Genomic DNA, 22,660 nt, shown 5'->3' with positions numbered 1-22,660 from the left:
TGCAGACCTGCTCGCGCATGAAGCCGGCATTGCCGTAGGTGGCAAAGGCGTAGAAGCCGGTCCAGAAGATGCCCCAAGGCCCCACGTTGCCTTGCGCAAAGTCCAGGCCCAGCGATCGGATCGGCGTGAAGTAGCCGACGAAGGTGAAGCCGGTCCACAGCGCCACCGCCACCCAGGCCAGCTGCTTGCCGGCCTTTCGCCAAGCCTTGTCCAGCGACAGGGGCTGGGCGTCGCGGCGCATCTGGGCCGAGCGGTCACCTTCGAACTTGCGCTCGATCCACAGGAAAATTTCGGTGTACACCGTCTGCGGGCAGGCATAGCCGCACCACAGGCGCCCCGCCACCGCCGTGAACAGGAACAGCGATAGCGCGGAGACGACGAGCATGCCGGTGAGATAGATGAAGTCCTGCGGATACAGCACCAGCCCGAAGATGTAGAAGCGCCGGGCCCCCAGGTCGAACAGCACCATCTGGCGCTGGCCCCATTCCAGCCACGGCAGGCCGTAGAACACGATCTGGGTCAGGAATACCATGCCCCATCGCCAGTTGGCGAACACGCCCGACACGCTGCGGGGATAGATCTTCTTGTGAGCCTGGTACAGGGAGATCACCTCGCCGTCGGCGTCTGGTGCCGGGGCAGGGTTGTCGTGTACGGCATTGCCGGTTTCGGTTTTCATGGGATGGACTCCGGAAGTTCGATCTCAGGACGGCAGCGCAAACGGCGCGGCCGGGGTCCGGCCAGGCATTGGCGCCTGGGCCGCAGATTCAGGGACGCCCGATGCCGGCAGCTCGGCCAGCGCACGCGGCGCCAGCGGCAGGCCCGCCATCCGGGCGAGAAACTCATCGCGCGAGCGGTCGGCGAAATGCCGGTGCCAGCGCCGCTGCTCCAGCACCGTGCTGACGCAGCGCCCGCCGTCCATCTGTCCTGCAAACAGCAGCGTCTCGTCCGGCAGGGTGAAGACACGCGCGGTCACGCTGTCCCACAGCGCCGGCGCCGCCGCGGGGCGCGGTTGGTGGGGACAGGCCTCCACCGCCAGCAAGCCGCCGCAGAACAGCCGGTCGCGCCAGGCATAACTCAGGCAGAACCCGGTGTGCCCCGGCGTGGCCAGCACGCGCACCAGTTCGCTGCCAAAGGGCAGCGCGTCGCCGTCCACGCCCAGGCGCGCGCCGGCCCCGGCCTGACCCTGCACCAGCGGCGCACCCAGGCGGGCCAGCCACACCGGTTCCTGCGGATGCAGGTGATCGTGGTGATGGGTCCGCAGCACCCAACGCAGACGCAACTCCCGTTCGGCCAGCAGCGCCAGCAGCACCGGCAGGTCAGCGCCCCGCGGGTCGACCAGCACCGCCTCGCGGGCATCCAGATCGGCCAGCAGATAGCTCAGCTCGCCGCTGGCGGGGTCATGCAGGATACGAAAGTACATGTCAGGGAGAGCCGGACGCGATCGCACCCACCGGCAACGGTTGCTGCAGCGAGAAGGATCGAAGGGTCATGGCAGGGTTCGCGTTACCAAAAGGAAAATCTCCAAGACCGAAGCCTTGGCATGACTGAGCGTTACAAGTTCCATGCCACCGCGCGCGGAATAAAAAGTTCTTTTCAAATCAATCGCTTGCAGGAAACAGCCGGACAAACTGCCAACGTTTTGCCAGAAAATTTGCCATAATTGGCAGAATGACCGCCATTCTTGACACCCCTCCCGGCACCAGCCCAAGCCAGCGGCCATGAAGCTGCTTCCCGAACTCACCTCCTACCTGGAGGGACTGCCCGAGCCGCACATCCTGTTCGACTCGCAGTACCGCATCCTGGCGGCCAACGCCGCCTACCGGGAGCAGTTCAGCCCCGGGCGCAGCGTCGTGGGGCGCACCTGCTACGAGGTCTCGCACCATTTCAACGTGCCCTGCGACCGGGCGGGTGAATCCTGTCCGCTGGCGCGGTCCCGCGAGTCGGGCCAGCGCGAGCGGATGCTGCACCTGCACCACACCCCCAAAGGCGAGGAATACGTGGCCATCGAACTGGCCCCGCTACTTGACGCAAACGGCGAGCAGGCCTATTTCATCGAGAAGATGGAGCCCTTGCGTATCGCCCAAGGCCAGCCGGCAGCGCAGGGGCTGATTGGCCGTGCGCCCGTGTTTCAGGACATGCTGGCCCTGGTGGCACGGGTCGCGCCATCGATGGCCACCGTACTGCTGCAGGGCGAATCCGGCACCGGCAAGGAACTGGTGGCTCGCGCGGTGCACGAGGCCAGTCCGCGCGCCACCCGCGCGCTGGTGGCGGTGGACTGCTCCAGCCTGCCGGAAAACCTGTTCGAGTCCGAGCTGTTCGGCCATGAGCGCGGCGCCTTCACCGGGGCCACCACCGCGCGCGCCGGCCTGGTCGAGGCCGCCAGCGGCGGCACGCTGTTTCTGGACGAGGTGGGCGACATTCCGCTGCCGATGCAGGTCAAACTGCTGCGGCTGCTGGAAACCGGCACCTACCGGCGCGTCGGCAGCACCGAGCCGCGGCACGCCGACATCCGCGTGGTGTCGGCCACGCACCGCGACCTGGACCGGATGATTCACGACGGGCGCTTCCGTGAAGACCTGTACTACCGGCTGAGCACGTTCCCCATCCATTTGCCGGCCCTGCGCGAACGCCGAGACGACATCCCGCTGCTGGCCGAGGCGCTGCTGTCGCGGGTCGCGCCGCAGAAGCGGCTGATGATCAGCCCGGGCGCGCTGCAGTTGCTGCAGGCGCAGGGCTTTCCCGGCAATGTGCGCGAACTGCGCAACCTGATGGAGCGCGCCGCGCTGCTGTGCGACGGCGACACGCTGGAAGCCGGGCATCTGGAACAGGCGCTGATGTCGGGGCGTCGCCCGGCGGCTCACCCCATGGGCCAGTCGCCGGCACCGCCTGATTCAGCGGCGTGTGCCGGCCCGGGACAGGACATGGATGCGCGCAAGGTCCCCCATCCGCCGCGCGGCCTGCGGGACATCGAATACGCCGCGCTACGCGAGCGGGCCGCGTTGCACCGGGGCAGCCGCGCCGCGCTGGCGGCTGAGCTGGGCATCAGCGAACGCTCGCTCTACCGCAAGCTCAAGGCGGCTGGAGCCGCCTGAGCCCTATAAGTGGCAGGCTGCCGACCGTGGAAAGTCCTGAAACAATAGCTGACAATGACCATTTCACGCTGGGCTGGCGCCATTTGTTCACAAAATGCCGGCGTTGATGCTCCCCGCGGCGCCTGCGCCACTCGCCCGCACTCCCGCCGGGACGGTCCACCCGGGTGCGCCACGGGCAGGCCGTGCTCAGTCGAACGACGGTGCCTCAGGCTTGGCCACCGGCTTGCCTGCAGCGGCCCAGGCGTCGAAGCCGCCAGCGATCGACTGCACATTCAAATAGCCCATGTCATGCAGGGCGCCGGCGCACAGGGCGGCGCGGCCGCTGGTCTTGCAGTACAGCACCACCTTGAGGTCGCGCGCCTGCAGCGCGGGGGCGCCGCTGAACTTGAATTCCAGCAGGCCGCGCGAGATGTGGACCGCGCCCGGCAGGTGGCCGGCGGCGTACTCGTCGACCTCGCGCACGTCGACCAGCACGTCGGCTTCGCGGATCGCCTGTTCGGCATCCTGCACGGGAATCTCCTGTACGCGGCTCTTGGCGGCAACGACGAGGTCATGGGCGGTTTTCATGGTGGGCGCTCCTGATGCAAAGTGAATGAATGATCGACGAATAAGGGCGTACGCCGGGTTCAGTGGGCGGCTGCGATGGCGGGTGGATTGCGCCGCCCGACCCATCGCGTGACATGCGCCAGCCCCTGGTGGCCAGGCCCCTCGGCAAGAATGGTCTCGCCGTGCCAGGACAACACGGGCGTGAGCAGTCCGGCGAAATCGGCATCGAGCTGCTCGGGCGTGTAGAGCATGTCGGCGTCCTTCGGTCCGCCGCTGCCGTGCGCCAGTTGCGCGGGGTGAAAGGCTTCCAGCAGCAGCCAGCCGCCGGGTTTGAGCCCGGTGGCCAGGCGCCGGTGCGCGCCAGCGGGAATGCCGGACGGCAGGTGGGTGTAGATCAGCGCCACGGCGTTCACGCTGGCGGGCGCTGGCGACCAGTCGCTCAGGTCGGCCAGCTCGGTCACCAGCGCCACGCCCTCGCGCCGGGCCAGCGCCCGGGCTTTTTCGAGGCCCACCGCGGACGAGTCCACCGACGTGACCCGGTGCCCCTGCTGCGCCAGCCAGACGCCGTTGCGGCCCTCACCATCGCCGGGCACCAGCACATCGGCGGGCGCGCTCAGGCGCGCGGCCTGCTCGCGCAGGAAGGCGTTGGGTTCGGTGCCGTATTTGTAGCCCGGCTCGGCAAAACGCTGGTCCCAGAAGTTCATGGTGCGTGAATTCTTTCGTGAATGCGGCGCGTGGTGCGCCACACGGCCCAAAGCACCAACGGAATGAGGGCGCCAGCGGCGATCTCGGGGTTCAGCGGAACGCCGGACGCCTTGAGCGCCTTGCCGCCATACAGCAGCAGGCTGACCACGTAGTACGAGATGGCGGCGATCGACAGGCCTTCCACCGTGGATTGCAGGCGCAGCTGCAACTCCTGGCCGCGGGTGAGCTTTTCCAGCAATTGCTGGTTCTGCACTTCGGTGGCGATATCCACGCGGGTGCGCAGCAAGGCGCTGGCGCGGGAAATGCGCTCCGACAGCGAGACCAGCCGCTGGCCCGTCGCTGCCACCGTGGCCATGGCCGGTGAAAGCCGGCGCTGCATGAACTCGCCCAGCATCTGGGTGCCGGGGATGGCTTTCTCACGGAGCTCGGTGATGCGCTGGCCCACCAGCGTGTCGTAGGCGCGCGTCGCGGCGAAGCGGTAGCTGTGCTCGGCCGTGGCGCGCTCCACCTGGGCCGCCAGCGACACCAGCGTGTCCAGCAGGTCCTGGTCGGAGGCCGACTTGCTTTCCAGCCGCGCGGTGATGTCCGACAGTGCCGATTCGGCCTGCGACAGCATGGGACCGAGCGCCTTGGCCACGGGCACGCCGCGCAAGGCCATCAGGCGGTAGGTCTCCAGCTCCAGCAGGCGCTGGGTGATGCGGCCGGCGCGGGTGTCAGTGGTGCCGGGTGGCGCGATGACCAGCATGCGCTCGAAGCCGTCCGCTCCGATGCGGAACTCGGTCAGCGCCCAGGAATGCCCGTTGCCTAGCTGGGAGGCGACCAGGGTGTGCCCGCCAAACCAGGTCTGCCCCAGGTTCATGAGCGCGCGCTCGTCCGACAGGTCGCCGGTGACCAGGGCCAGCTGGATCGCCGCCACGGTGCGCCCGGGAATGCCGCGCAGCCATTCGGGCGCCACGGCGGGGGCCGACAGCAAGTCCGGCGCCTGTGCGCCGAGCAGGGCGGCATCCGGCAAGGGCTGCACGATGACGTAGCCCGTGAACTCCGTGTGGCGCTCCCATTTGACGGTGTGATCGGCATAGCGAAGGCGCAGAAAGTTGCCGTTCAATTGCTCCGGCGCCAGGCCCTGCTGCCCCGGCAGGCGGCGCAGGTGCGCGCATTCCATCTCGCGCGTGACGCCCTCATTGAGCACGGCCACCTGGACGATCAGCGCCGGCACGCGGATCCGTGCCGAAGGGCGCGAATGCACTTCGTTGTGCAGGCTGGCGCGCTGCGGGTCGTCGGGCGGCAACAGGCCGTGCGGCGCGTGCCGGGGCGCGGGGGCTGCGGGGTCCAGGGAGAAATCGGGGCTCATAAGGCCATTTTGCAGCGGCCCGCCGGGTGGAATTCGGGCGTCCAGGCAGGCACACCCGCCTGTTCAGTCCCGTATTGATAGCTGCTCATGGCCATTCGACGCTGGGATGAGGCTGTTTTTCAGCTGAAAACAGGCCCCCGAGTCAACCACGCCGCCCCAGCATGGTCTCCAGTTCGCCCAGAATGGCTGGCAGCCCGGAAGCCAGCGCTGAATCCGGGGCCACCCGTGCGCCGATCTCCTGCTCCAGCAGGCAAACCGTCATGCGCACATAGGTGCTGTCCAGCGCGCGGCGCACGGCAGAGAACTGCTGGGCCACCTTCAGGCAGTCTTCACCACGCTCGACCATGCGCTGGATGCCTCGCAGCTGGCCTTCCGCGCGCCGCAGGCGGTTCAGCACATCGGTGCGGGCGCCAGGCTCCATCAGGCCGCCGGTGGCGCAATCGACTGGCGCGGCAGCGGGGCTCTCGGGCAAAGCCGCTGCCTCGCGGTCGGCGTCGCTTTTTCGGGGTTGCGCGTTGGCCATCACGGGGCTCCCTTGTCCGGCGCGGCGCCGGCGACGTTCATCATGGCCATCGGCTCGGGGGCCAGCAAACTGCCATCGCGCAGGCCTTTCACCGTGGCCAGCGCCAGCGCCGCGATCACCAGCGAGCTCAGCGCCAGAAGCAGCATGGCCAGCGCCTGGAAGGCGCCCGAGGCGCCTTCGGCCAGGCGCAGCGTCAGCGCGCTGAAGGCCGCCAGCGGGAACGACAGGGCCCAGAACGGCACCGTGAACGGCTGCGAAACGGCCCGCTTGAAGACGCTGGCCGACCAGGCCAGGAAGAACAAGCCGATGCCCCAGGCGACCCAGGCCAGCACCGTCGGGGCGCCGAGTTGCAACGCGCCCAGCCCGATCACGGCCGGTGGTGCGATGGTGATGAAAGTCGTGGGCAGCAGGCGCTCGGGCCACAACCCGCTGACGCCCACCCGCACGGCCAGCAGCGTCAGCGCCACCGGCCACAGGAACAGGCCGATGCCGAACTGCGCCGCCGACCATTCGGGAAAGCCCAGCGTGACCCCCGCCAGCGGCGGCACCACGTTGCCCACCACGGGAATGAACAGCGCCGGGGTGATGGACGGCCAGAACGGGGTGCCGTCCTTGCCCCCGATGTTCGGACGAAGCCAGCGCGACAGCGCCCAGACGGTGACGCCAAACTGCCAGACCGCGCCCACCACCCACAGCACCTTGGCCGCCAGCGACGGGCCCGTCAACTGCGTGGCCACCGTGGCAAGCAGCAGCAGCGAAATCGGCATGGCAGCCACGAAGACATGGCGCACCGGATGGTTCAGGTCCTCCTCCAGCGCTTTTGGATAACGCTGCCAGCGCACCAGCGACAGGACGGCCAGCACCAACGCCACCAGCGCGGCCAGCGCACCCACGACCAGCGCGCCGGCGCCGGCCATCTCGCCCATCAAGGGTACAGCCCGGTGCCAGGCCAGGGACAGGCCGCACAGGCCCATGACGATGGCAAACCAGCCGGGCATGAGGAACTTGAGCGGGGTGGCGTGATGAGACATGGTTGCGGTTCGGGTGGAGGATGCAAGGGGACAGGCGGCCCGCGCGCTTATTTGAGGCGGGCGCCGGTGCTGTCGAGCACTTCAACGGTGATCGGAATGCCCTGCCCCACGCTTTGTGTGACGGTGCAGAAGGCCTCGAACTGACCCAGCACGCGCTCCAGATGTTCCAGTGACGCCGCCGGCACGCCCAGCGTGAGCACGGCCTTCATCGACAGCACGCGCATGCGGCTTTCGGCGTTGCGGCCCACCTCGGCCGTCACGGTGCAGCGGATCGGCTCCGGCGCCTGCTTGAACTTGCGCAACGCAAACAGCAACGAGTCCGACAGGCAGTTGCCCACGGCCGCGCTCAGCAGCTGCACCGGAGAGGGCCCAAGGCCTGCGCCCAGCGGCGCAGGCTCGTCGCCGGTCAAGACCGGCACATCACCACCGAAGTGGATGTCGAAACGGTAGTCGTGCTGCTGGACCAGGGTGACCTGAATGGTGGTGTCGCTCATGGTGTCTCCGTCGTGGGGGGTGCCAGGGGCGCTGGCGCGTCAGTTGTAGCGGCCGAACGCGGTGAAGGTCCGGGCAAAAGGCGGCTTGATGGCGGCGGCCGCCTTCAGCAAGGCCGCGTTGTCGGTGCCGCGCAGCGCGTCAGACAGACGGGACAGGGCTTGCGTCACATCGGCCATGCCCTTGTTGAACTGCGCCTGCTGCGCCTCACTCAGCTGGTAGACCTTCGGATCGGGCAGGTTCTGTTCCACGCTGCGCCACAGGGCGTGGGCCTCGGCGTAGGTCTTTTCCGTCTCCGCCCGCTTGGCCGGCGTCAGGTCCTGCGGCTTGAGGGTGTTCCCCGCCAGGGCCAGCACTTCCATGGGCTCATGAAAAGCGGTCAGGCGGTCCATGAAATAGTCCACGCCCTGTGCGCTGCGCAGTTTCATCAGGTCGATGCGCACGTCCTCCAGGGCCGTGTGCGCCGCTGCGTTGTTGCCAGCGGCCATCGCCTTTCGGGCCTCCGCCAGTGCATGGTCCACCTGGGCCAGGGTCTTGCGTGCGGCGGCCGCCTGGGCGGGCGCCTTGCCGGAAAGATCTTTCAGCAGCGCAGCACGCAGGGCGGGCCATTCAGCGTCCAGGCGCTGCATCGCCGCGCGCGCCTTGGCGGCCGCGGCGGTGTCGCCCGGTTTGGCGTTGGTCAGCGACAAGGCCGGGATGTAGACCGCGTCCAGCGCGATGCTGTTGTCCAGGATGGCGGCCTGCGCACTCCCAAACAAGGCCAGTGCGAGACCGATCGCGGCATATCCGCGACGAAAGCGGGGACCAAAAGCGCGACTCATGCGAAGCCTTTCACGAGCGGGGTCGTTGTCAGCAATAGCTCAACGGCTGCACGACGGCCCGGAATCCGGCACGCCGAGCTTGCGCAGCAGGATGCCGGGCGGGCAGAAGCCGGTGAAGCCGGACTGGAACAGGTTGAAGCCGACAAAGGCGGTGAAGGCGAGGAACCACGGGCTGACGAAAATGGGACTGCCTTCGATGCCAAGAGCCAGCGACAGCATGACAAAAAAACCAGCCATGATGCGGATGTAGCGTTCAACGGTCATAAAAACCTCCTGGAATTGAAAAATGAAAGGGGTGAAAGGGTTGGCTTACTTGGTCACGCGAACAAGGCCGACCAGTTTGAGGATGTACTTCTCATAGATGGGTTCGGAGTTGCCGGATTTCATCTTGCTGAGGAAATATTTTTCGTAGGCAATCTTGGCCAGATGCACCCACTTGCCCTTCTTGAACCAGTTCACGTTGCGCGGCGGGATCTGCGGCAACGCGACGAAGGCCGCGCCGGTGTCGCCCATGTCGGCCAGGCAGATGGCGTTCCAGGTGCCCTTGGCGGTGACGGGCTTGCCCGCCAGTTCATCGGCGATGTTGTGGCAGATCGCCGTGACCATGGTCTCGATCATGTAGCCCGTCTTGGGCGCGCCGGTGGGCACCGGCGTGACTTCCACGGGCGGAATCGCCACGCAGACGCCGGCCGAAAAGATGTTGCGGTATTTCTTGCTGCGCTGGAATTCGTCGATCAGCACGAAGCCGCGCGGATTGCACAGCTCCGGCACGGCCGCCACCGCGTCCACACCCTTGAAGGCGGGCAGCATCATCGACATCTTGAAGGGCACTTCGTGCTCCTTGTAGACGTTGCCCAGGTCGTCGAGCTGGGTCACGAACATCTTGCCGGCCTCGACCTTGGTGGTCTTGGCGTTGGTGATCCACTTCATGTCGCGGTTTCGCATTTCGGATTCGAGCATCGACTTGCTGTCGCCCACGCCGCCCAGGCCCAGGTGGCCGATGTAGGGCTCGCTGCTGACGAAGGTGATCGGCACCTTGTTGCGCAGTTTGCGTTTGCGCAGGTCGGTGTCGAGGATGAAAGCGAATTCGTAGGCCGGGCCGAAGCAGCTGGCCATGGGCATCGCGCCGATGACCACCGGGCCGGGGTTCTTCAGGAACTCCTGGTAGTCCTTCCAGAAGGATTCGGCATGGTCCACCGAGCAGACCGAATGGGTGTGGCCGCCATGCGGCCCCGCACCCGGCACCTCGTCGAAGCTCAGCTTCGGGCCGGTGGTAATGACGAGGTAGTCGTACGGCAGCACCTGCTCGTCAGCCGTGCCACCCGACAGCACCAGCTTGTTGCCGGCCGCGTCCAGCGTGGTGACCGGTTTGGCGATGAACTGGATGCCCTTGCGCTCCAGCAAGGGGGCGATCTTCAGCACGATCTCCTCGCGCTTTCGCCAGCCCACCGCCAACCAGGGGTTGGACGGCACGAACTGGAAGAAGTCCATCGCGCTGACCACCGTGACGGTGTGCTCCTTGGGCAGCAGTTCGCGCATTTCGTACGCGGCGGGCATGCCGCCGATGCCGGCGCCCATGATGACGATATTGGCCATGGTGTGTCTCCTCAGACTGGGGTGGTTAGGAATCAGGGGGATGTCGCGGCCGCCTCTGCGAGCGGTTCACGTGACGCCATGCGCTTGCGGTACAGCGCGAAATACAGAACCGGGATCACCACCAGCGTCAGCAGGGTGGAGACCAGAATGCCGAAGATCAGCGAGATGGCCAGACCGTTGAAGATCGGGTCGTCCAGGATGAAGAAGGCGCCGATCATGGCGGCCAGTCCGGTCAGCGCGATCGGCTGGGCGCGCACGGCGGCCGAGCTGATCACGGCCTCCTTGAAGGCCATGCCCTGGCTTACCTGCAGCTCGATGAAGTCCACCAGCAGGATGGAGTTGCGCACGATGATGCCGGCCAGCGCGATCATGCCGATCATGGATGTGGCGGTGAACTGAGCCCCAAGCAATGCATGGCCCGGCATCACGCCGATGATGGTCAGCGGAATCGGCGCCATGATCACCAGCGGGGTCATGTAGCTCTTGAATTGCACGACCACCAGCAGATAGATCAGGATCAGGCCCACGCCGTAGGCGGCGCCCATGTCGCGGAAGGTCTCGTAGGTGATCTGCCACTCGCCGTCCCACTTCAGCGCGTACTGGCGCCAGGCGTCGGAGGGCTGGCGGATCCAGTATTCGCCGAGCTCGCCGGTGTTGGTCAAGGCCGCCTCGTCCAGGTGCGGGCGAATCGCGAACAGACCGTACAACGGGGAGTCGAGCTTGCCGGCCATGTCGCCGAACACGTAGCTCAGGGGCCGCATGTCCTTCGTGAACAGGGGCTTGTCAATCACGCCACGGTCCACCTGAACCAGTTCGGACAGCGGCACCATCTGGCCGTTGGCTGCCTTCATCGGCAGGGCCAGCAGCGCATCCAGTCCGACCTGGGCGTCGCGCGGCAACTGCAGACGCACCGGCACCGGGTATTTGCTCTGGCCGTCATGCAGGAACGCGGCGTCCCCGCCGGAGAGCGCGGCATGCACGGTCTGAGCGATCGCGGCCACCGGGATGCCAAGGGACTCCGCCCTTTGCCGGCGCACCGTCAGGTGCGCGCGCGGCGCGTCCTCCCTGAGCGAGGTGTCGATGCCGACGATATCGGCCGTCTGGCCAAAGGCCTTGGCCACACGCTGGGCCAACTGCTGGCGCCCGGCTTCGTCAGGGCCGTAGATTTCCGCCACCAGCGGACTCATCACGGGCGGACCGGGCGGCACTTCGACGACCTTGACGCGGGCGTTGTGCCGCGCGCCGATTTTCTCCAGTTCGGGGCGCAGGCGCTGCGCGATCACGTGGCTCTGGTCGCTGCGGCGGTGCTTGTCCACCAGGTTGACTTGCAGGTCTCCCTGTTCCACATCGGCGCGCAGGTAATACTGCCGGACCAGTCCGTTGAAGGTGATCGGGCTGGCGGTTCCGGCGTAGCCCTGGAGGTCCAGCACCTCGGGCTGCTGCGCCAGGAAGCCGCCCATTTCATGCAGCGCGGCCGCGGTGTTTTCCAGCGGCGTGCCGGCGGGCATCTCGATCACCACCTGGAACTCGCTCTTGTTGTCGAAGGGCAGCATCTTCAGCACCACCCACTGCACCAGGGTCAGGCCGACCGACAGCGCCAGCGCAGCGAGGATGCCGGCAAGCAGCAGCCAGCGTTTGCGCCCGCTGTTGAGAAACGGGGTCAGGACGCGGGTGAACAACCGCTGCAGTTTGGGGCCCAGACCTTTGGGAGCGGCAGCGGCGACCGCCTCACCTGGCGCCGCATGCCCATGACCGTGCGACTTCATCAGCTTGAGCGCCAGCCAGGGCGTGACGGTGAAGGCGATCGCCAGCGAAATGGCCATGCCCAGGCTGGCGTTGATCGGAATCGGGCTCATGTAGGGCCCCATCAGGCCGCTCACAAAGGCCATGGGCAGCAAAGCCGCGATCACCGTCAGGGTGGCGAGAATCGTCGGCCCGCCAACTTCATCGACCGCCGCCGGGATGATCTCGCGCAGCGTCTTGCCCGGATACAGGTTCTGGTGGCGGTGGATGTTCTCCACCACCACGATCGCGTCATCGACCAGGATACCGATCGAGAAGATCAGCGCAAACAGCGATACGCGGTTCAGCGTGAAGCCCCAGGCCCAGCTGGCAAACAGCGTGGCCATGAGCGTCAGGATGACCGCGGAGCCGACGATCACCGCCTCGCGGCGTCCCAGCGCGAAACCCACCAGCAGAATGACCGACCCCGTGGCGAAGGCCAGCTTCTGGATCAGCTTGTTGGCCTTCTCGGCCGCTGTCTCCCCGTAGTCTCGGCTCACGGTGACTTCAATGTTGGACGGGATCACCGTGTTGCGCAGCGCGTCCACGCGGTCCCGCGCGGCGCGCGACACGTCGACCGCGTTTTCGCCCGGCTTCTTGCTCACCGTCAGGGTCACTGCCGGATAGACCTGGCCCGCAGCCACGGGAGACGCCGTTGCCGTCCCGGCAGCGACACTGGCGGCGCCGGGCGTGAACCAGACATAGCGCTGCGGCAATTGCGCGCCGGCTTCTATTTTCGCGACCTCGCGCAAATAGACTGGCTTGCCCTTGCTCACGCCAACCACCAGCGAGCCGATGTCTTCCGCGCTGGTCAGGAATTCACCGGTTTCCACACTCAGCATCTGCGGCACCTTGCCCGCCGGGTCGAGCACAGCGCCCGATGGCATGCCGAAGTTGGCCGCCGCCAGCGTTGCCTTCAGGCCCAGGACATCGATGCCGCGTTCACGCAGGCGCACCGGATCGAGCCACACATGAACGGCACGGCCCGGACCGCCGATGGTCTGGATCTCGCGGGTGCCGGGCACCGCCTTGAGCTCCAGTTCGACGGTCCGCGCCACGCGCTCCAGGTCATTGCCCGCAAGTCCTTCATGGCTCCACAGCGTGACAGCCAGCACCGGCACATCGTCGATGCCCTTGGGCTTGACGATCGGCGTCAGGGTTCCGAGGTCCCGCGGCACCCAGTCCTGATTCGCGTTGAGCACATCGTACAGCCGCACCAGCGCGTCGGTGCGCGGAACGCCCACCTTGAACTGCACCGTCAGCACGGCCAGGCCAGGACGCGCCACGGAATAGGTGTGTTCGATGCCTGCGATCTGGGACAGCACCTGCTCGGCTGGGCGGGCCACCATGTTCTGCACGTCTTCGCTGCTGGCCCCCGGAAACGGGATCAGCACATTGGCCATGGTCACGTTGATCTGCGGCTCTTCCTCGCGCGGCGTGACCAGCACGGCAAACAGGCCGAGCAGCAGGGCCACCAGGGCCAGCAAAGGCGTGATGGCGTTGGATTGAAACGCTGCCGCGATGCGGCCTGAGGCGCCGAGACGCGGTGTGGGGGAATTTTTCTGTTCTTGCATGGCGTGCCTTCAGCGTGCCGCGCTCGCCGGTTTGACGGCGGCGGGAGCAGCAGCGCCCGAAGCCCGGGCGCCCGCCAGCCCCGCACGCACCGGGTCGAGCGCCACTCGATCGTCCGAACCCAGGCCCGCGAGTACTTCGACGCCTGCGGCGCCGTGGTCGGGGCCCAGGCGCACCGCCTTCAGCGCAAAGCCGGTGGGAGTCGCCACATAGACGGCCGTCAGTTCGCCGCGGCGCAACACGGCGGCAGCCGGGACCACCACCCTCTGCGCCTGGCCGCCCACGAAGCGCACGCGGACCTGCTGGCCCGGCACCACGCCGCGCACGGCGGCCGTGGGCAGCTCCAGCCGCCACTCGATCGTCTGGGACACCGGATCCGCGGCGGGCATCACGGAGCGACTGCTCGGGGCCACCCACTGGGCGGTGCCGTCCGGACCCGGCAGTTGCACTTCGATTCGGCTTGCTGCGCGGGCCGTTTCTCCGCGCGAGGCCGGCACTTGCACGACGGCGCGCAGCGGCAAGGGCGCATACAAGGTCATCAGCGGCTTGCCGGGCACGGCCAAGTCACCGGCTTCGCTCAAGGTCTGTAGCACCCAGCCGTCGTAGGGCGCGGTAACCCGGGTGAACCCTTGCGAGAGGGCTGACTGGCGGGCACCGGCCGTTGCGACGTCCTGCCCTGCCTTCGCGGCCTTCAACTGAAGCTCGGCCGTGTCCAGGGCCGCCTTGCTGACAAAACCCTTGGCCTGCAACTCCCGCGTCCGCTCGGCGTTGGCCTGGGCGTTGCGCAGTTCAGCGTCAGCCTGCGAAACCTGAGCCTGGCTGCGTTGCACGCCGGTCTGGGTCTCCCGGTCGTCGATGGTGGCCAGCAGTTGGCCGGCGCGCACCTGATCGCCGGCCTTGACCGAGATCGTGGCCACGCGGCCGGAGGCTTGAGACGAGATGGTGCTCTGCTTTACCGGCTCAACCACGCCGTCGTATTCGAACCCGGTCGACACCGCCTGCGGGCGCGCCTGCACCACAGCCACCTCAACTGGCGCGGCAGCCTGGGCGAGGCCAAAGCCCAGCCCAAGCCCCAGGGCGACGACCAGCAACGAAAGACGGACAGACACGGCGGAAACACGCATGATGGAAATTCCTTGGATACTTCAGGCAGTATATATACCCCCTAGTGTATTTGTCAAGACCAAAAAAAACCTCCAACGCCGGGGCGGTGGAGGTGCTCGGGTACTCGGCTGCGAGGCCGGGCACGGGTCAGAACGGGATGTCGTCATCCATGTCGTCGAAACCGCTCGACGCCTTGGGCGGCGGGGCGGAAGACCTTGGCGCGGATGCCGCAGCCGGGGCCTGGCGGGCGGCCGGGGCCGGGCGGCGCGGTGCGTTGTCGTAGCCACCGTCATCGCTGGAAGGTTGCCCCATCCCCTGGCGGCTGCCCAGCATCTGCATCTGGTCGGCGCGAATCTCGGTGCTGTACTTCTCGACACCGCTCTGGTCGGTCCATTTGCGGGTACGCAAGCTGCCTTCCACATACACCTGGGAGCCCTTGCGCAGGTATTGCTCCGCGATTTCGGCCAGGCGGCCGTTGAACACCACACGGTGCCACTCGGTCGCCTCGCGCATTTCGCCGGTCTGCTTGTCCTTCCACTTGTCGGTGGTGGCAACGGTGACATTGGCCACTCGGTCGCCGCTGGGGAACGAGCGCACTTCAGGGTCGCGGCCCAGGTTGCCGACGATGATGACTTTGTTGACTGATGCCATGAGACTTTCTTCCTTCCGTGGAACCGTGGATTATGCGGCTTTGGGTGCGCTCGGCAAGCCGTCCCGGGCCGGCGCAACCATCGGCCAGGCCACCAGCAGCCACAGCACGATGGCCCCGGCGCAGACGCCAAACAAGCCTTGCGGGCCATACGCCTTCACCAGCGCCCCGCCCGCCACGCCGCCGGCAAACAGGCCGAGCGACTGCAAGGTGTTGTAGACGCCCAGCGCGGCACCGCGGGCCTGTGGCGGCGCGATGCGCGAGACCATGCTCGGCTGGCTGGCTTCCAGGATGTTGAAGCCGCAGAAGAAGACGAACATCAGCAGCCCCAGCGCCATCAGCCCCGGCGAGCCCGTGGCCGCCGCCAGCAGCCCGAGCTGAACCAGGGCAACCAGGCCAATGGCGCAAAGGAATACCGCGCGAAGGTAGCCCCGGCGCTCCATCGGGAACAAGGTGCCGCCCATGACGAAGAACGAGGCCAGCACGGCCGGCAGGTAAATCCACCAATGGTGGTCCTTGGACAGCCCGGCCCGCTCCAGCAGGGCGGGAACCGCCATCCACATGGCGAGCTGCACCGCGTGCAGCACGAACACGCCGAAATTCAGGCGCAGCAGGCCCGGATGGGCCAGCACATCGGACAGCTTGCCACGCGGCTGGTTGCGGTGCTCACGCGGTTCCGGCGGCACCGCCCAGATCACCGTGACCACACCGCCGAACGCCAACGCGGCGGTCAGGACGAACAAGCCAGGCAGACCGACCGCGGCCACCAGCAGCGGCGCCAGCACCAGCGACAGCGCAAACATCAACCCGATGCTGGCGCCCACCAGCGCCATGGCCTTGGTGCGCACAGCGTCACGCGTCTGGTCGGCCAGCAGGGCCGTCACGCCGGCCGACACGGCCCCTGCACCTTGCAACGCCCGGCCCGCGAGCAGACCGTCCACGCTGGTGGCCGCCGCAGCCAGCAGACTGCCGGCCGCAAACAGCAGCAGGCCGAATACGATGACCCGCTTGCGCCCGAGCCGGTCGGACGCCAGGCCGAAGGGGAACTGCAACAGCGCCTGCGTCAGTCCGTAGATGCCCATGGCCAGGCCGATGCGGGCCGGATCGTCGCCACCAGGATACCGCGCCGCCTCCAGCACGAACACCGGCAGCACAAGGAACAGGCCCAGCATGCGCAGGGCAAAAATGCCGGCCAGCGACAGGCTGGCGCGACGCTCCACGGGCGTCATCGTGGGGGACGCCGGGCCGGTGGCAGACGGGGAAGCAGAAGATTCAGACACGCAGGGGACCGATCCGCAGGGCAGGTGGAAAACCTGCGATTGTCCCCGATCACGCAGCGAGACTCGGGCGGCTTGCCCGTGGCGCCCGTGTAACGTGTGCCAGCCGGAAAACCCGCCAGCCCGGATAATGGAGGGTTTTCCCGGACCCGCCCACCTTGAACCCCTCCACCGACCGCCCGCATCCCCTTGACCACGACACCCTGCCGATGGTGCCAGGCCCGGACGACCGCTACCTGGCCGCCGTGCTGCGCCAGCAGCGCATCAGTGTGCGGGGGGCGCGCACCCACAACCTGAAGAACATCGACCTTGACATCCCGCGCAACCAGCTGGTGGTGATCACCGGGCTGTCGGGATCGGGCAAGTCCAGCCTGGCGTTCGACACGCTCTACGCCGAGGGCCAGCGCCGCTATGTGGAGAGCCTTTCCGCCTACGCACGGCAGTTCCTGCAGCTGATGGACAAGCCCGACGTGGACCTGATCGAGGGACTCTCCCCGGCGATCTCCATCGAACAGAAGGCCACCAGCCACAACCCGCGCTCCACCGTGGGCACGGTGACCGAGATCCACGATTACCTGCGCCTGCTGTTCGCCCGCGCCGGCACGCCCTACTGCCCTGACCACGGCATGCCACTGCAGGCCCAGACCGTGAGCCAGATGGTGGACGCCGCGCTGGCACTGCCAGAGGGCACACGGCTGATGATCCTGGCGCCCGTGGCGCGCGAGAAGAAGGGCGAATTCCTGGAGCTGTTCGCCGACATGCAGGCCCAGGGGTATGTGCGCTTTCGCATCGGTGGCGTGGCCTATGAAGTCGACAACCTGCCGAAGCTGAAAAAGTCGGAAAAGCACGATATCGACGTGGTGATCGACCGCGTGAAGGTCCGCGCCCGCCCTGCCGATGCCACCCCCGCGGATGCCGAAGCCACCGCTGAAGCCCGCACCGCCTTCGACCAGCTGCGCCAGCGCCTGGCCGAGAGCTTCGAGGCGGCGCTGCGCCTTGCCGAGGGCCGCGCCATTGCGCTGGAGATGGACAGCACAGAACCGGCAGGCGCCGGGTCCGCGGCGCGTGAGCACCTGTTCAACGCCAAGTTCGCTTGCCCGGTCTGCAACCACTCGATCAGCGAGCTGGAGCCGCGCCTGTTTTCGTTCAACTCGCCCGTAGGTGCCTGCCCCACCTGCGACGGGCTGGGCACCATGGATTTCTTCGACCCGGCGCGCGTGGTGGCTTTCCCCACGCTGAGCCTGGCCAGCGGCGCGATCAAGGGCTGGGACCGGCGCAATGGCTATTACTTCGCGCTGCTCGAGAGCCTGGCGAAACACTACGGCTTCGACATCGAATCGCCCTTCGAGTCGCTGCCGGGCCCGGTGCAGCACGCCATCCTGCACGGCTCGGGCGAGGAAGACATCCGGTTCAGCTACGTGATGGACTCGGGCGCGTCCCAGCGCAAGAAGGTCACCAAGAAGCACCCCTTCGAGGGCATCATTCCCAACATGGCGCGGCGTTACCGCGAGACCGATTCCGTGGTGGTGCGCGAGGAGCTGGCGCGCTACCGCAGCAGCCAGCCCTGCACCGACTGCGGCGGCACCCGGCTGTGCCGCGAGGCGCGCCATGTGAAGGTGGGTGACGGCGCGCAGGCCCGCGCCATCTACGAGGTCAGCCATGCCACGCTGCGCGAGGCATTTGACTACTTCAGCACCCTGAAGATGTCCGGGGCCAAGGCAGAGATCGCCGACAAAGTGGTGCGCGAGATCGGCTCGCGCCTGAAGTTCCTCAACGATGTCGGCCTGAACTACCTGAGCCTGGACCGCAGCGCCGAATCCCTGAGCGGCGGCGAGGCGCAGCGCATCCGCCTGGCCAGCCAGATCGGCTCGGGCCTCACCGGCGTGATGTACGTGCTGGACGAACCCAGCATCGGCCTGCACCAGCGCGACAACGACCGCCTGATCGGCACGCTAAAGCACCTGCGTGACATCGGCAACAGCGTGCTGGTGGTCGAGCACGACGAAGACATGATCCGCGCCGCTGACCACGTGATCGACATGGGCCCGGGCGCCGGCGTGCATGGCGGGCGCGTGATGGCGCAGGGCACGGCGGCCGAGGTGGAGGCCACGCCCGCTTCGGTGACCGGGCAGTACCTCAGTGGCACCCGGAGCATCGCCATGCCACAGCGGCGCCACGCGCTGGCGGACCAGACGGAGCCCCAGGTGCTGCGCGTGGTGAACGCCACCGGCAACAACCTCAAGGGCGTGAGCGTCGACGTACCCGTGGGCCTGCTGACCTGCGTGACCGGCGTCTCCGGATCGGGCAAGTCCACCCTGGTCAACGACACGCTGTACGCCGCGGCCGCGCAGAAGATCCACCGCGCCCATACCGAGCCCGCCGCGCACGAGGAGATCCAGGGTCTGGAGCACTTCGACAAGGTCATCAACGTCGACCAGTCACCCATTGGCCGCACACCGCGCTCCAACCCTGCCACCTACACCGGGCTGTTCACACCCATCCGCGAGCTGATGGCCGAGGTGCCCACGGCACGCGAGCGCGGCTACGGCCCGGGCCGCTTCAGCTTCAACGTGGCCGGTGGGCGCTGCGAGGCCTGCCAGGGCGACGGCATGGTGAAGGTAGAGATGCACTTCCTGCCCGATGTCTACGTGCCCTGCGACACCTGCCGCGGCCTGCGCTACAACCGCGAAACGCTCGAAGTGCTGTGGAAGGGCAAGAACATTGCCCAGATCCTGGACATGACGGTGGAGGCCGCGCATGCCTTCTTCCGCGACGTGCCCACGCTGGAGCGCAAGCTGCACACCTTGCTGGACGTGGGCCTGAGCTACATCCGCCTGGGCCAGGCCGCCACCACACTGTCGGGCGGCGAGGCGCAGCGCGTGAAGCTGGCGCTGGAACTGAGCAAGCGCGACACCGGCCGCACGCTCTACATCCTCGACGAACCCACCACCGGCCTGCACTTCGCCGACATCGACCTGCTGCTCAAGGTGCTGCACCAGCTGCGCGACGCGGGCAACACCATCGTCATCATCGAGCACAACCTGGACGTCATCAAGACCGCCGACTGGCTGATCGACATGGGGCCCGAGGGCGGCGCCGGCGGCGGCACCGTGGTGGGCGTGGGCACGCCGGAAGCGCTGGCGGCGAACCCGGCGAGCTTCACCGGCCGCTATCTGGCGCGCTTGCTGCCGGCCGGCTGAGCGCCAATCGCTATTTTATTGATAGCTACAAGTGACTGATTGACGCTGGGAATTTGCCAATTTCATTCATATTTGGTGGTTGGGTGCCCGCCGGGCCTTGCGCTGGCGCCTGACGCGGCTTGCTGGCAGACTGGGTACCTCCCTCGCACCCCCCCACCGGCCATGGCCTTTGAAACCGAACTGAAACTGGCGATTGCCGCACAGGACGTGCCGGCGCTGCTCGCGCATCCGCTGCTGGCGGCCGAACCCTCGCAGCGGCAGCGGCTGGTCAGCACCTACTTCGACACCCCCAAGCGCACCTTGCTGGCGCGGCGGGTCGCGGTGCGTGAGCGCCGTGTGGGGCGCCAGACCCTGCTGACGGTGAAGACGGCGGGCTCGGTGATCGGCGGCCTGGCCCGGCGCGGCGAATGGGAAGCGCAGACGACGCCCGGTGCCTTCGACTTCGTCGCGCTGGTCGATGACACGACGCTGGCCGACGAACTGCAGGCTCTGGCTGGCATGCTGGTTCCCGTTTTCACCACCGATTTCACGCGCCGGCAGTGGCTGGTCACCCATCGCAAGGCACAGATCGAGGTGGCCCTGGACCGCGGCCACATCCACGCCACCACCCGCGACGGCCCGCGCAGTCTGCCGCTGCTTGAGCTGGAACTGGAACTGAAGCAAGGCCCACCCGACGCGCTGTTCAGCCTGGCCCGCCAACTGGGCCACAACGCGCACCTGCGCCCCGTGGCGGCCAGCAAGTCCGATCGTGGCTACGTGCTGCACCAGGGTCGGCGCGCCAAGGCGGTGAAGGCCGAAGCCGTCACCCTGCCACCCTTGGAGCACCCGATGGACGCGTTTCGCCGCGTGGCGCTGGCCTGCCTGGCGCAGCTGCAGGCCAACGAGGCCGGCGTGCTGCACAGCGACGACATCGAGTACCTGCACCAGGCCCGGGTGGCCCTGCGCCGCCTGCGCGCCGCGCTGCGCGTGTTTGCGCCAGCGCTGCCGCACAAGTTCGTGGCGCGCTGGGGTGCGGCCTGGAAGGCGCTGGCGCTGAGCCTGGGCGATGCGCGCGACCACGACGTATTCCGCACCAGCCTGCTGCCGGGCCTGATCCCCCTGCTGGGCCCGCGCGACGCCGCCCGGCTGCAGACCTGGGCCCGCGTGCAGGGGGACGCCGCGCGCGATGCCGCCCGCCACAGGCTGGCCAGCCGCGACACCAGCGAGCACCTGCTGGCCTTCACCCGGGCCCTGCTACGGCTGAAGGTGGACGATGGCGCAGCGTCAGTCGCCTCGCTCGAACCCTGGGCGCGCAAGCGCCTGCGCCAGCGGCATCGCGGCCTGTTGCGGCACATCCGCACCGCCGACCTGTTCGATGCCGTCGAGCGCCATCAGGTGCGCATCGAGGCGAAGAAGCTGCGTTATGCGCTGGACTTCCTCGCCAGCCTGTGGCCGCCCGAGCGCCTGAGCGAGCTGACCGAGGCGCTGGTCCAGGCGCAGGATCTGCTGGGGCAGATGAATGACCGCGTCAGCGCCCAGCGCCTGCTGGCCAGCGCCCCGAAGGCCGGATCCGACCGGCTGCAGATGGTGCTGGGCGCGCAGCTGGTCGAGTTCGCCGCGCACCTGCCGTCGGTGCTGAAGGCGCTGACGCAGGCGCCGGTGCCGTGGAAGTAAGCACAGGCTGACCACAGCGCCCGAAGCCGGATGGCCGCTGTACAACAAAGCCATACGCCCTTCTGCGGCAAAAGATGTTGATTTCATTGAGGTTTTCCAGGGCACCCTGAGCATCCGGCCGAGCGGGTGTCCAGAAAAAATGTACTTGCGCCCCCGCCCGGCAGGCCCGCCGGCACCCCGCAGCGGACCGACTCTCCAGCAAGTACTTGAAAACAAACAGGTTTTTCAATTTCTGGCCGCCTGGCACGCGCTATGCGTAGGAGTCATCCATCTGAGAAGAGATATTGAAACTACCGGAGAAAATCATGAGTGCACTGCGTAAAGTATTGGTTGTGGATGACGACGCCGTTGTTGGCAAGAGTTTCAACCGTGTTCTCTCCCAAAAAGGCTATGTGGTCACCACCGCACAAAATGCCCATGAAGCGCTGAAGCAGGTTCGTGAGCAGTCCTTTGATGTCGTGTTCACCGACATCAAGATGCCCGGCATGGATGGCGTGGAACTGGCCGAACAGCTCAAGGCCCGCCAACCCTGGACGCCCGTGGTCATCATCACCGGCTTCGGAACCACCGAAAACGAAACCCGGGCCAAGGCCGCTGGCGTGACGGACTTCATGCGCAAGCCCCTGTCGCCCGAAATGATCGAGGAAAGCGCCGCCCATGCGATGCGCTCGCCCGTGGTCCCGATGGCCGCCCGGCTTGAACTGGTGCAGCCTTCTGAAGTTCATGTCGCCATCGAAGCGCCGGCTGTCGCGCACCCCGTGCGCCAGATCGCACTGTTCCTGGCCGCCCCGTTCATCGGTCTGGCCTATGCGGTGGCAATGCCCCTGGTGGGACTGGCCGCGCTGCTGTGGATCGGCGGGAAGGCCCTGCTGCAAACACAAGCGGCCAAACATGCACCGATGTTCCTGAAGAACGTGGCCTTGCTGGCCGCTGCGCCCTTCATCGGTCTGCTGTATGCGATGGCGCTGCCCTTCGTCGGCATGGGCTTCCTGGTCGTCACCGCTGCCAAGGCGCTGGCCACTTCCAGGTATGCACCGACGATGACCCGGTTCATGGGTTATGCCGCCAAACTGATCGCCGCGCCGTTCATCGGTCTGGCCTTCGCCGTGATGCTGCCCCTGGTCGGAACCGCCATGTTGTTCTGGGTCGGTGGCAAGGCCCTCATGACCCGCGCTGAAGTTGCTTGATAAACCAAGAAGAAAAAAGCAGCCCCATCAAACGTCACACACCGAGCACTCGGATCAGAACCTGATCCTTCATAGCGCC

19 protein-coding genes are annotated in these 22,660 nt (G+C 67.2%); 4 read left to right on the top strand and 15 right to left on the bottom strand.

Translation table 11 applies throughout. The annotated features are described in order from the left end of the window. Both ACMUOY_RS08515 and ACMUOY_RS08510 read right to left on the bottom strand, forming a co-directional pair. Positions 1-676: 4Fe-4S binding protein (locus ACMUOY_RS08515; RefSeq protein WP_413892275.1), on the bottom strand; the 676-nt coding region annotated here is incomplete at its 3' end. A 24-nt stretch (positions 677-700) separates the two neighbouring features. Continuing rightward, the gene (locus ACMUOY_RS08510) at positions 701-1,420 is read right to left on the bottom strand and encodes a hypothetical protein (RefSeq protein WP_413892274.1); all 720 of its coding nucleotides are present in this window, start codon (positions 1,418-1,420) and stop codon (positions 701-703) included. 298 nt (positions 1,421-1,718) lie between these two features. On the opposite strand from ACMUOY_RS08510, the gene ACMUOY_RS08505 reads away from it, so the two are divergent. Continuing rightward, positions 1,719-3,092 carry a sigma-54 interaction domain-containing protein gene (locus ACMUOY_RS08505; RefSeq protein WP_413892273.1) on the top strand — a complete coding sequence of 458 codons (1,374 nt, stop codon included), beginning with the start codon at positions 1,719-1,721 and terminating at the stop codon, positions 3,090-3,092. Positions 3,093-3,278: 186 nt separating this feature from the next. Here the strand turns inward: ACMUOY_RS08505 and ACMUOY_RS08500 are convergent, their stop codons facing one another. The 13 genes from ACMUOY_RS08500 to ACMUOY_RS08440 form a co-directional block, all read right to left on the bottom strand. Then, positions 3,279-3,659 (bottom strand): rhodanese-like domain-containing protein, encoded by a 381-nt coding sequence (locus ACMUOY_RS08500; protein WP_413892272.1) that lies wholly within the window; start codon positions 3,657-3,659, stop codon positions 3,279-3,281. Between the two features lie 59 nt (positions 3,660-3,718). Then, positions 3,719-4,342, bottom strand: coding sequence for a class I SAM-dependent methyltransferase (locus ACMUOY_RS08495; RefSeq protein WP_413892271.1), 624 nt, complete (start codon positions 4,340-4,342; stop codon positions 3,719-3,721). Beyond that, a complete protein-coding gene (locus tag ACMUOY_RS08490) occupies positions 4,339-5,694 on the bottom strand; it encodes a DUF3422 family protein (protein WP_413892270.1) in 1,356 nt (451 codons plus the stop codon). Before ACMUOY_RS08490 ends, ACMUOY_RS08495 begins: the two co-directional genes overlap by 4 nt. Positions 5,695-5,836: 142 nt before the next feature. Further along, positions 5,837-6,217: a metal-sensing transcriptional repressor gene (locus ACMUOY_RS08485; protein ID WP_413892269.1), complete on the bottom strand. Its 381-nt coding sequence runs from the start codon at positions 6,215-6,217 to the stop codon at positions 5,837-5,839. Next, entirely contained in the window at positions 6,217-7,248 is a 1,032-nt protein-coding gene (locus tag ACMUOY_RS08480) for an SLAC1 anion channel family protein (RefSeq protein WP_413892268.1), read from the bottom strand. The genes ACMUOY_RS08485 and ACMUOY_RS08480 overlap by 1 nt, the downstream gene beginning before the upstream one ends. 47 nt (positions 7,249-7,295) lie before the next feature. Beyond that, the gene (locus ACMUOY_RS08475) at positions 7,296-7,742 is read right to left on the bottom strand and encodes an OsmC family protein (protein WP_413892267.1); all 447 of its coding nucleotides are present in this window, start codon (positions 7,740-7,742) and stop codon (positions 7,296-7,298) included. A 39-nt stretch (positions 7,743-7,781) separates the two neighbouring features. Further along, on the bottom strand, positions 7,782-8,561 hold the full coding sequence (locus tag ACMUOY_RS08470) for a hypothetical protein (RefSeq protein WP_413892266.1): 780 nt from the start codon (positions 8,559-8,561) through the stop codon (positions 7,782-7,784). Between the two features lie 39 nt (positions 8,562-8,600). Beyond that, positions 8,601-8,825: a DUF2892 domain-containing protein gene (locus tag ACMUOY_RS08465; protein ID WP_413892265.1), complete on the bottom strand. Its 225-nt coding sequence runs from the start codon at positions 8,823-8,825 to the stop codon at positions 8,601-8,603. A 45-nt stretch (positions 8,826-8,870) separates the two neighbouring features. Beyond that, a complete protein-coding gene (locus ACMUOY_RS08460) occupies positions 8,871-10,157 on the bottom strand; it encodes an NAD(P)/FAD-dependent oxidoreductase (RefSeq protein WP_413892264.1) in 1,287 nt (428 codons plus the stop codon). A gap of 32 nt (positions 10,158-10,189) precedes the next feature. After that, on the bottom strand, positions 10,190-13,513 hold the full coding sequence (locus ACMUOY_RS08455) for an efflux RND transporter permease subunit (RefSeq protein ID WP_413892263.1): 3,324 nt from the start codon (positions 13,511-13,513) through the stop codon (positions 10,190-10,192). 9 nt (positions 13,514-13,522) lie between these two features. Next, the gene (locus ACMUOY_RS08450; protein WP_413892262.1) at positions 13,523-14,635 is read right to left on the bottom strand and encodes an efflux RND transporter periplasmic adaptor subunit; all 1,113 of its coding nucleotides are present in this window, start codon (positions 14,633-14,635) and stop codon (positions 13,523-13,525) included. 127 nt (positions 14,636-14,762) lie between these two features. Next, positions 14,763-15,266: a single-stranded DNA-binding protein gene (gene ssb, locus ACMUOY_RS08445; RefSeq protein WP_413892261.1), complete on the bottom strand. Its 504-nt coding sequence runs from the start codon at positions 15,264-15,266 to the stop codon at positions 14,763-14,765. Positions 15,267-15,296: 30 nt separating this feature from the next. Continuing rightward, positions 15,297-16,493, bottom strand: a complete 1,197-nt coding sequence (locus tag ACMUOY_RS08440) for an MFS transporter (protein WP_413892297.1) — start codon at positions 16,491-16,493, stop codon at positions 15,297-15,299. 257 nt (positions 16,494-16,750) lie between these two features. On the opposite strand from ACMUOY_RS08440, the gene uvrA reads away from it, so the two are divergent. The 3 genes from uvrA to ACMUOY_RS08425 all read left to right on the top strand — a co-directional run bounded on the left by uvrA (position 16,751) and on the right by ACMUOY_RS08425 (position 22,581). After that, the gene (uvrA, locus tag ACMUOY_RS08435; protein WP_413892296.1) at positions 16,751-19,741 is read left to right on the top strand and encodes an excinuclease ABC subunit UvrA; all 2,991 of its coding nucleotides are present in this window, start codon (positions 16,751-16,753) and stop codon (positions 19,739-19,741) included. 162 nt (positions 19,742-19,903) lie between these two features. After that, positions 19,904-21,394, top strand: a complete 1,491-nt coding sequence (locus ACMUOY_RS08430) for a CHAD domain-containing protein (protein ID WP_413892260.1) — start codon at positions 19,904-19,906, stop codon at positions 21,392-21,394. A 305-nt stretch (positions 21,395-21,699) separates the two neighbouring features. After that, positions 21,700-22,581 (top strand): response regulator, encoded by an 882-nt coding sequence (locus tag ACMUOY_RS08425; RefSeq protein ID WP_413892259.1) that lies wholly within the window; start codon positions 21,700-21,702, stop codon positions 22,579-22,581. The last annotated feature ends 79 nt before the right edge of the window (positions 22,582-22,660 follow it).

Origin of the sequence: Candidatus Skiveiella danica, assembly GCF_022705245.1 — a bacterium.
GTDB classification, from domain to species: Bacteria; Pseudomonadota; Gammaproteobacteria; order Burkholderiales; family Burkholderiaceae_C; genus Skiveiella; species Skiveiella danica.
Note: the sequence above shows the minus strand (reverse complement) of the source record. Positions and strands in the feature narration are given on the sequence as shown.